Below are 10,123 nucleotides of genomic sequence, written 5' to 3'. Positions count from 1 at the left end.
CAGGAGAAGTGAATCAGCCCCGAGTCATCGGCTCAAGAGGCCTTTTTCAACAAAATCGAGGGGTAGCGGACGTTGGAGCCGGAACCGGAAGTCGCCTTGCCGCCTCGGTTAAGTGAGGTCCGCCGCCACCAATTCCTCTTACGTCCACCATTTGGGCCACTCCCCCCGCTGTGTTGTGGATCAGGGACGTGGGGAAGCAATCCCCCCCAATAGTGCAACGGCTTCGACTTGGCGGCGGCAACCGGTCTTCTCCAGCACGCCGCGCACCTGGGTGCGCACCGTGCTGAGGGACACGCCGCTGCCAGAGGCGATCTCCTCGACCGTCTGGCCCCCGGTTAGATGGCGTGCGACGCGGGCTTCCGCGGCCGTCAGATCGAACAGCGACTGGACCAGTTCAACTGGGGGCGCATCCGGCAAGGTCACGGGACTGACGAACAGCACGCCGGCGCAACGAGAAAACACGTCGCGGGCCGTCCTGCGCAAAGGAATGACGTGAGCCACCATCGCCGCGCCACCGGATTCTGGGGCGCGCAGAGCGAAGGACAGCGGGACGTTCAGGCCCGCGAGCCGCAGGGTGTCGATCGCCTGGCGAAAAAGGACCTCGGCTTTGCTATCCCGCAGGGTGACGCGGTCGCCGGTCCGCCAGTAGACAACGCCGGACAGGGACTCGATCAGGTTGTTCGCGGCGAGGACCTTGCCGCGGTCGTCGAACACCAGCGCGGGCAAGCCGATAGAGCCCAGGGTATCGCTGGCAATCCGCGCACGCTCGAGCTGCAGCCTGGCGGACATGAGCGCGCTTCGCGCCAAGTGTGGCCGCAAGGCATCCAAACGCTCGACAACCGCAGGTTCCACGGGCCCCCGTGAACGCTCGCGCTCGACACTTAGAAACAACACCTCGCCGGTGGGCAGCGGGATCATGGTCGCCGCGCACCATCCGAGCCCCGCGGGCCAGAGGATGTCTCTGTAGAGGGGGTCCGCCGCCATCGTCTCGTCGGTGTAGAAATCGCAATCCCGGATAAACCCGGCATGCCGGGCGGCCAGTGCGATCCCCGGTCTCTGGCTGCGCCGGTAGAAATCTCCGGCAGCAAACAGCTGCATCCCGCCGCGCAGGCTGTCCGACGCCGTCCAATTCAGGACCTCCTGATTGGCGACGAAGAGGAAGCCGCCGCGCGCGCCGGCAATCTGGGCCAGCTCGTCGAAGATGTTCGGCCAAAGCTCCGGCGCAAACGAACACTCATAGATCCGGTCGACGAGGTCTTGGGTCATCGGTCAATCGTTGGGTCCTGATCGGGTGGGCCTCCGGGACCTCAGGGCGGGTCCCAGGGATCGTCGTTCAACGCTGACTGGCTCGGAAGTGGGGCCGGCTTTTTGCTGAAACGTCAACAATTCTGATGATGCGGGCGGGCTTCGGCGGCGGGAGGTTGAGACACGGTCGGCGCGACGATCAATCGGAATCGGGGCGCCCAAACCGGGCACGCAAGGCCGCTGGGCCTCGCCAACATCGGGAGGTAATTCCATGATCAGCTATTCGCTCCGCGCCCGCGTCGCCAAGGCGGGCCCTGCGCCGGCCGAGTGGTCGCGCAAGATCGCCGCCGTCGTGGGCGCCAAGACTGGGGTGACGCCAAGCGTCCTGGTCCGAATAGGTGGCGGCCAGGAAATCCTATTCGTCAGCCAGTACGAGAATTTCGCAGCCTTCGAAAAGGCTCAAGCCCAGCTAGTGGGCGACGCGGACTACATCGCCCTGCTCGACACTATGCAGAGTCAGGGCCTCTTCGAGGCCGCCAGTGTCGACACCGCCTTTTGGCTGCCTGGCTAAGGGTGACAGCGGACCGCGCGCAGCGCGGTCCGAGTTCCGGGCGGCCCCGCGCAAGCCGTGCCCCTCGCCGCGACCGGCCGCTCTTCAGCGACATCTAACGCTGGGAGGTCGTGACGCATTCTCACTGAATCACCACCCGTTCCGAAGAAGACCATGTCTGACACGCCACGCCATCTCTCCGACGCCCCGACATATCGCGAAGTCCTCGGCGACCGCGCTGTGGTCATAGGCGCGGGCATTGGGGGTCTCGCAGCCGCCGCCGCGCTCTCACGCTACTTTCGGGAGATCGTGGTCCTGGAGCGAGACGAGCTGCCAGTCCATGCACAGGCGCGGGCCGGCACGCCCCAGAGTCTGCACGGCCACGCCTTGCTGACCGGCGGCCTGCGGGCCTTGTGCGACCTCATCCCGGGCTTTGATCAAAACCTACTGGACGCCGGCGCCGTCACGGTTCGCGCGGGCCAAGATGTCCGCTTCGAGCAAATGGGCTTTAACCCCATTCCCCAGCGCGATCTGGGTTGGGACTTCGTCTGCATCTCGCGGCCGATGAACGAATTAACGCTGCGCCGCCGGGTTGAGCAGCTTGGCAATGTATTGATCCGCTCGGGGTGCCGCGCCGAGGCGTTGTTGACGACGCCCGACGGCGCACGGATTACCGGCGTGGGGTTCGCCACTCCGCAGGAGGAGGGCGAGACCCTCGTCGCCGATCTGGTTGTCGAGGCCTCAGGCAGCGGGGCCCTGACCTTGAAGCTTCTGGAAGAAAGCGGTCGCCCACTGCCTGAAGAGACCCGGATCGGAGTCAGCCTCGGCTATTCCTCAGCGGTGTTCCGGCGGCCGGCCACCGCTGATCCGAATTGGAAAATATGCGGTGTGTTCGCGGACCCATCAGTGGGCGGCCGTGGCGCCCTGCTTCTGCCGATGGAGGGGGACCGCTGGATGGTCACCCTCGTGGGCCGGGGATCTGAGCGGCCGCCGCGGGACTGGCCGGGGTTCATGGGTTTCCTGGAGAGTTTGCCCGGGTCCACCCTTTTCGACGCCCTGAAGGACGCCGAGCGTATTGGCGAGCCGGCGCTTTACCGGTTTGCCGCGAGCATCCGGCGGCACTTCGAGCGCTTACCCGATTTTCCTAGCGGCTTGCTGCCATTCAGCGACGCGATCTGCAGGTTCAACCCGGCCTTCGGCCAGGGCATGAGCATCGCGGCCCAGGAAGCTCGCCTGCTCGATCGCTTGTTGGCCGCCACGCCGCGACCTGGCGAGCCGCCAGCCAAACTTGCACGGGATTTCTTCGCCGCGGCGAAGAAGCTGATCGACACGCCTTGGGGCATGATCGTTGGCCAGGACTTCCTGTATCCCGAGACGCGCGGCGAACGTCCGGCCGACTTCGATCAGACCAGCGCCTTCGGCGCAGCCCTCGTGCGCCTCGCTGTAGCCGAACCCGACGTTCACAAGCTTTGGCAGGAGGTCATCCATCTGCTGAAGCCATCAAGCGTTCTTACCGATCCGGACCTCGTGCGGCGCGTCAAGGCAGTCATTGCCCCTTCGGCAACTCCGGCCGAGGCCTCCGACTCCCCCCGCGAACAAGCACTGGAGGAGTCGAAATGACCGGCGCTCAACCGTTTCCTTTCGATCGCCGCGGTCGTAGAGGCAAACTCTTTGGCGACAGGCACCCGATTTGGACCGCTGAGCCTGCGCCCGGACGCCCCGCAAGAGGAGGACGTTGATAGCAAACGCAGGCGGCGCACAACAGGCCGGACAGATGGCAGCATCCGACTACGCGATCGTCACCTCTCAGAATCCTCTTGCGCTGAAGGGGGCGTCCACAGAGGGAAAGCTGACGTTGGCCAGCCAGGGTCTTCGACTGTCCTATGCGGCGTGGTCGAAAAAGCGAACGATCCGCGACGACTGATAGCCGACGACGAGAAGCCAGGCGGCGACCTGGACGCGTTCGCGCGGGCTCAACAGGCCCACAAGGCAAAGCAGCACCTCAGGCAATGTCTCCGACGCCGACAAGCTCGACGCCTCGGCTGGTCGCCACCCCTTGTTGTCCCCCACTTGCGGCGGACGACGCGCCATGGCGTCAGACCGTGGAACGGAGCCGCATGATCCCCGTTTGAAGTTGGTCGGTTAACCGACATTGTGGGGATTGGGGATGTCTGACGCTGAGAGCTACCGGGAGCGCGCGGCCATGGCGGAGCGGCTTGCGAGCGAAATGACAACAGGCTCCCACCGCGAACAACTTCTCAAGATAGCGGGAGACTGGCGGCTGATGGCGCAGAAGGCGGAGGCTGCGGAGAAGGCGGCTCAGTCGCGTCCTGACGTGGTGGTGGACTTTCCAATCGAACCCTCGCTCGACAACCCCAGCGGTGACGCCAGCTAAGTCGCCAGCGCCGTAGAGCGTTCCCGAACCGTCAGGCTTGAGCCAAGCGCCGTGTCCCAGCGTGTGCCGATCACCGCGAGGCGCATCGGAACCGTCACCTTGGCGCCGCGTTCAACCCGTGCGGCTAACGAGCCCCCCTCTCGCCGCACAGTTTGTGTCAGCCCCCGGTTTCGGCGCCGGGGGTTTTTCGTGGCCTGCTGAGAAGCGCATCGCGGCCTAAGCTCGCCAGGCCAACCCGCCCCAGCGCCAAGCGCAGCTCCGCGAACCAGGCGATCAACGCCTCCGGCTCGCTCAGAACCTTGGCCTCGCGAACGATCCGACCCTTGGCGTCGACAACGCAGACGCTCGAGCATTCCAAAGACACGTCATCTCGGCATGATGCTTCATGGTCGTCTCTCCTTGATGCTTGGAGCAGGCCAAAAGCCCAGACTCCGTGACGCCGTCAAAGTGAGGGACGACCAGCTCGCTCGGCTAGAGCCGGCCCCTTACCCCATCTATCCGACGATCTTCGTCGCGCCGAGCTCGGCGCGCCAATGGGCGTCGCGATCCTTCAGCCGGCTGTCGCGGCCGTAGTCGCCAAGGTCCTCGACATCGACCGTTTCGACCACCTCGAAGCTGAACGACGCCTCGCCGTGCTCCGCCCAGGCGGCCCAGAGCGCAGCGTTGGGATGGCCGCCGGTCTTCAGCCCGAACCACAGGCGGTTCTGCTGCTGATCGAGGTTGCGCCCGACGCCGACCCATACCTGACCGCTCGCCGCGCAGCGCACCGCATAGATCCCCACCGGGATCTTGCGCTCCTTGTAGTCGCGCACGGCCTGGCGGCGGGTCTGCTTGTCCATGGCGCTGCGGTAAGGCCTTCTCGCGGATTTGTCAATTTTACCCGGGCGAAATCCACTCCTCGGCGAGGATCGCGTAGAGGTAGCTGTCACGCCACGCGCCGCGGATGAACCGGTCCTGCCGGAAGTACGCCTCACGGCGCATCCCGAGCTTCTCCATCACGCTGAACGAGCCGGTGTTGTCCACGTCGCAGGTCGCCCAGACGCGGTGCAGGCCGAGCGACCCGAACGCCTCCGCCAGCACGGCGCGGGCCGCCTCCGTGGCGATCCCCTGACGCCAATGGTCCTGGCTAAGGGTGTAGCCGAGATCGGCCCCTGCATCGTCGTGCAGGTCCAGGCGGATGGAGCCGATCACCACCGCGTTCCGCTCGATCGCCAGGCCCACGTGACCGCGCGGCCAATCGGCTTGCGAAGCCAGGGCGCGGTCGAGGAATTCACGGCTCTCCTCCGCCGTGTTCGGGCCCCACGTCATGAAACGCGAAACCTCAGGCATGACGGCGTAGGCGTGGACGTCGGCGAGGTCGCCCTCGCGGAATTCGCGCAGGATCAAACGCTCGGTATGGATGGGGAACCAAGGCTTTTCAGGCGCGGGCATAGGGGTCTCCGTTGCGGACTTGGGCCGGCGGCGGGAGATGGCGCTTGGCGACCCCGGCCGGTGCGGCGGGGTCTGGACGTTTCGGGCCGGGCCTAACCCAGCGCGCGCGAAACCGTCGACCCCGTGGCGGGACCGTAGGAATTCGAGGCGCGTTGGGCGGCGTGGGCGACCATGGACGGCCGATAGCCCGAACGCCGTTTCGTCGCAAGCCGCCCTTTGCCCGGCAGGCGCGAAGGGATTACATCCCCGGCCATGCGCCAGACCTTCGATGAATCCACCGACCGCTCGTTCGGACCCCGCCACGTGCCGCTGATCCGCAAGGCCATGGCCGAGCAGGGCCTCGACGGCTTCGTCACCCCGCACGAGGACGAGCATCAGAACGAATACCTGCCCGCCGCCAACGACCGGCTGGCCTGGGCCACCGGCTTCACCGGCTCGGCCGGGGCGGCGGTGATCCTGGCGGACAAGGCCGCCATCTTCGTCGACGGGCGCTACACCCTGCAGGTTCGCGATCAGGTGGACGAGGGGACCTTCGAGATCCGCGACCTGGTGGAGGGCGGCGTTCCGGCCTACCTGGAGGCCGCCGCCGCCAAGGGGCAGGTGATCGGCTACGACCCGCGCCTGCACAGCCCCGACGCGCTCGACCGGCTGAAGGCCGCCGTGGCCAAGGCTGGGGCGGTGCTGCGTCCCGTCAGCCCCAACCCTCTGGACACCGCTTGGGGTCTGGCGCGGCCCCCGCAGCCCACCGCGCCCGTCGTGCCGCATCCGCTGGAATACGCCGGCGAGGACTCGGCCTCGAAGCGTCACCGCCTGGGCGAGAGCCTGGCCGCCCGCGGCGCCGACTCCGCGGTGATCACCGCGCCGTCCTCCATCGCCTGGCTGTTCAACGTCCGCGGCGGCGACGTCATCCGCTCGCCCCTGCCCATCGGCCAGGCGATCCTCAGTGCCGACGGCTCGGCCCGCCTGTTCCTTGACCCCGCCAAGGTCACCGCGGAGCTGCCGGCCTGGCTCGGCAACGAAGTGCGCCTGGAGACGCCGCAGGACCTCCCGCAGGCGCTGGCGGACCTGAAGGGCAAGTCGGTGCTCGTCGATCCGGCGCAGAGCTCGGCCTGGTACTTCGAGGCCCTGGGGACCGCAGGCGCTTCCGTGCAGCGCGGCGACGATCCGTGCCTGCTTCCCCGCGCCTGCAAGAACGCGATCGAGATCGCCGGGACAAAGCGCGCCCACGTCCGCGACGGGGCCGCGCTCACCCGGTTCCTGCACTGGGTGGCCACCGAGGGCCAGGTCAATCCGCCGGATGAGATCGAGGCGGTGAGCAAGCTCGAGGCTTTCCGCGAGGAGACCGGGGCGCTCAAGGACCTGTCCTTCGACACGATCGCCGGCGCGGCGTCCAACGGGGCCATCGTCCACTACCGGCCCACCCAGCGGCTCAACAGGCGGACCGTGAAAGGCTCGCTGCTGCTGGTCGATTCCGGCGGCCAGTACCTGGATGGCACCACCGACGTCACCCGCACCGTCGCCATCGGCGAACCCACCGTGGAGATGTGCGAACGCTTCACCCTGGTTTTGAAGGGCCATCTTGCGCTCGCCCGGGTGCGCTTCCCGGCCGGGACCACCGGCTCGGCCCTGGACGCCCTGGCGCGCATGGCGCTATGGGCCCACGGCCTCGACTACGACCACGGGACGGGTCACGGGGTCGGTTCCTACCTCGGCGTGCACGAGGGGCCGCACCGTATCGCCAAACTGCCGAACATGGTCGCCCTGCGGCCCGGGATGATCGTCTCGAACGAGCCTGGCTACTACAAGGAAGGCGCCTACGGCATCCGTATCGAAACCCTTCAGTTTGTCACGGAAGCCGCCATGATTCCCGGCGGCGAGCGGCCCATGCTGGGCTTTGAGACCCTGACCCTGGCGCCGATCGACCGACGTCTTGTGACCAAGGCGATGCTCAGCGGCGAGGAAGCCGCCCAGCTCGACGCCTATCACGCGCGGATTTTGGGTGAGATCGGGCCCTTGGTCCCGCCCTTCGTGCGGACCTGGCTGGAAGGCGCCTGCGCACCGATCTAGGCCCCACGGAACCCACGCACGCGCCCTGCCTAGTATTGGGCGGCGCCCCGACGCCTGGAATCTGGGATGGCCACGCGGCGCGCTTGTCAAAAATGTTCACCCCCGCGGAACACCTGACAATCTCGGGCATACTTCCCGAATTACCGCAGCCTAGACGGCGCAGATTCACGCGCGACGGTCGCAATACCATTGTTACACAAAATTTATTTTGCGAATTACTGGAGATACATACAAATATACTTTGATGACAGTTACGATCATAACCACTTTTCATTGGTCAGCCGTAGGTTTCACAAGGATTCCAGTTCGCTGAATCTAGGTGTCACAGCCGCAGACTTGCGAGACATGCTGTCTCATAAGGTGAACTTTATGTGGCCATTATGCGACATATTGCCCGTCGGATTCGCAACAACTTCGCAATCCAAGTTGACCCCCAACTCTAGTCGAACCTAACTACGGCCCAATCGGGGCCGGATTGGGTCCTGGGCTGTCAATCCCTTGGGGAGTGGAGCTGCCGTCACTGGCCGCCCGCTGGAGGACCTAGATTTTGAATATTCGCAACACCAGAGAGCGCCTGCTGGCCTCTTCGATGATCTGCGGGGTCGCCGTATTCGGCCTGGCCACGCAAACAAACGCTGCCGCTCCGGCCGACACCAGCAACGGCGAAGTCTCTGAAATCGTCGTCACCGGCACCCGCATCCCGTCGCCGAACCTGACCTCGATCGCGCCGGTGACCACGATCGGCAACGCTGAAATCAAGGCCCAGGGCATCACCCGGATCGAGGACATCACCAATTCCCTGCCGCAGGTGTTCGCCGGTCAGGGCTCCTCGCTCTCCAACGGCTCCACCGGCACCGCCACCGTCGACCTGCGCGGCCTGGGTCCGAGCCGGACCCTTGTGCTGATCGACAGCCGCCGGTTGGGACCGGGCGACCCCAGCCTTCCGGCCCCCGACCTGAACTTCATCCCCGCCGCCCTGGTCGAGCGGGTGGACGTGCTGACGGGCGGCGCCTCGGCCACCTACGGCGCCGACGCCGTGGCCGGCGTCGTCAACTTCATCATGGTGAAGAACTTCGAGGGCGTGCGGATCGACACGCAATACTCGGGCTATCAGCATACCCAGCAAGAGGGTGCGATCCAGAGCGTGGTGAAGACCGCCGCGGCCAACGCGGCTGACCCCAGCCAGTTCGCCCTGCCCGCGCACAACATCTTCGACGGCGAGGGCTCGGAAGTCACCATCACCATGGGCGCCAATGCGCCGGACGGCAAAGGCAACATCACCGCCTACGCCGCCTACCGCATGAACAATCCCATCCTGGAAGGCGCGCGCGACTTCAGCTCCTGCACCCTGAACTCCGGCACGCCCAACTTCGCCGAGTTCGGCTGCGGCGGTTCCGGCACGGCGTTCCCAGCGCGGGTTGGCAGCTTCATCGTCAACCCGGCGACCTTCAACACCTTCATCCCGCGCACGGGCGCCGACGTGTTCAACTTCGGTCCGGCCAACTATTTCGTGCGGCCTGACGAGCGCTATTCGCTGGGCGCCTTCGCCCATTACGAAGTCGCGCCCTGGGCCGAGGCCTACATGGACACCATGTTCATGGATGACCGCTCCACCGCCCAGATCGCGGCCGGCGGCATTTTCGCCGGCACCTTCTCGGTGAACTGCGCAAACCCGCTGTTGACCGCTCAGGAAGCCAGCCTCCTGCCCTCAACCACCGGAGCCACCTGCGCGGCCAACCCAACCGGCCAGTTCACCGGCGTCGTCTCCCGGCGTCTGCAGGCCGAGGAAGCCCAAGGCCGTCAGACCGATTTCCGGCACCAGGACTATCGGATCGTGATCGGCCTGCGCGGCGACCTGGGCAAGAACTGGAACTACGACGGCTACATGCAGTACGGCTCGGTCCAGCTCTCGCAAGAGCAGACCGGCAACTTCAACTCCAACCGCATCCAACAGGCCCTCAACGTCGTCCAGACCCCGACCGGCCCGCAATGCGCGCCCGGGGCCGACGCAGGCTGCGTGCCGCTGAACATCTTCTCGAGCCAGTTCATCTCGCCGGCGGCGCTGAAGTTCCTCGACGCCACGAGCTTTGCGGTCGGCAACACGACGGAGCGGGTCGTCAGCCTGGCCTTCACCGGCAAGCTTGGCGACTACGGTCTGAAGAGCGCCTGGGCCAGCGACGGCGTGGGCGTGGCGTTCGGGGCCGAGTATCGCCGCGAGCACCTGGACTCGACCGCCGACTTCCTCTCGGCCAACGGCCTGGTGGACGGCAACGGCGCGGCCTCGCCGCCTGTGAACGGCGGCTTCGACGTCTATGAACTGTTCGGCGAGGCCCGCGTGCCGCTGATCAGCGACATGCCCTTCGCCAAGGACGTGTCCCTGGAACTCGGCTACCGCTTCTCCGACTACTCCTCGATCGGCGACACCAACACCTACA

General features: G+C 66.1%; 8 protein-coding genes and 1 pseudogene. 5 read left to right on the top strand and 4 right to left on the bottom strand.

Translation table 11 applies throughout. From position 1 onward, the window contains the following. Positions 1-180: 180 nt before the first annotated feature. Positions 181-1,266: a helix-turn-helix transcriptional regulator gene (locus E8A12_RS18595; protein ID WP_293371601.1), complete on the bottom strand. Its 1,086-nt coding sequence runs from the start codon at positions 1,264-1,266 to the stop codon at positions 181-183. A 250-nt stretch (positions 1,267-1,516) separates the two neighbouring features. Here E8A12_RS18595 and E8A12_RS18590 point away from each other — a divergent pair, with 250 nt between their 5' ends. The 3 genes from E8A12_RS18590 to E8A12_RS18580 all read left to right on the top strand — a co-directional run bounded on the left by E8A12_RS18590 (position 1,517) and on the right by E8A12_RS18580 (position 4,190). After that, positions 1,517-1,816 carry a hypothetical protein gene (locus tag E8A12_RS18590; RefSeq protein WP_293371599.1) on the top strand — a complete coding sequence of 100 codons (300 nt, stop codon included), beginning with the start codon at positions 1,517-1,519 and terminating at the stop codon, positions 1,814-1,816. A 153-nt stretch (positions 1,817-1,969) separates the two neighbouring features. After that, a complete protein-coding gene (locus E8A12_RS18585) occupies positions 1,970-3,415 on the top strand; it encodes an NAD(P)-binding protein (protein WP_293371597.1) in 1,446 nt (481 codons plus the stop codon). A 547-nt stretch (positions 3,416-3,962) separates the two neighbouring features. Beyond that, positions 3,963-4,190 carry a hypothetical protein gene (locus E8A12_RS18580; protein WP_293371595.1) on the top strand — a complete coding sequence of 76 codons (228 nt, stop codon included), beginning with the start codon at positions 3,963-3,965 and terminating at the stop codon, positions 4,188-4,190. Between the two features lie 220 nt (positions 4,191-4,410). Here E8A12_RS18580 and E8A12_RS18575 read toward each other — a convergent pair. The 3 genes and pseudogenes from E8A12_RS18575 to E8A12_RS18565 form a co-directional block, all read right to left on the bottom strand. Then, positions 4,411-4,605, bottom strand: a pseudogene (locus tag E8A12_RS18575) (hypothetical protein); the annotation flags it as partial. Between the two features lie 79 nt (positions 4,606-4,684). Then, complete coding sequence (locus tag E8A12_RS18570; RefSeq protein ID WP_293371593.1) at positions 4,685-5,029, bottom strand: GIY-YIG nuclease family protein; 345 nt, start codon at positions 5,027-5,029, stop codon at positions 4,685-4,687. A 37-nt stretch (positions 5,030-5,066) separates the two neighbouring features. Continuing rightward, complete coding sequence (locus E8A12_RS18565; RefSeq protein ID WP_293371591.1) at positions 5,067-5,621, bottom strand: GNAT family protein; 555 nt, start codon at positions 5,619-5,621, stop codon at positions 5,067-5,069. A 252-nt stretch (positions 5,622-5,873) separates the two neighbouring features. Between E8A12_RS18565 and E8A12_RS18560 the strand changes: the two genes are divergently transcribed. Both E8A12_RS18560 and E8A12_RS18555 read left to right on the top strand, forming a co-directional pair. After that, entirely contained in the window at positions 5,874-7,688 is a 1,815-nt protein-coding gene (locus E8A12_RS18560; protein ID WP_293371589.1) for an aminopeptidase P family protein, read from the top strand. A gap of 547 nt (positions 7,689-8,235) precedes the next feature. After that, the coding region (locus tag E8A12_RS18555) for a TonB-dependent receptor plug domain-containing protein (protein WP_293371587.1) at positions 8,236-10,123 on the top strand (1,888 nt) is incomplete at its 3' end.

Source organism: Phenylobacterium sp. (genome assembly GCF_004799395.1).
In the GTDB taxonomy this organism is placed as follows: Bacteria; Pseudomonadota; Alphaproteobacteria; order Caulobacterales; family Caulobacteraceae; genus Phenylobacterium.
The sequence above is the reverse complement of the archived record's forward strand: the minus strand, read 5'-3'. Positions and strand labels throughout refer to the sequence as shown.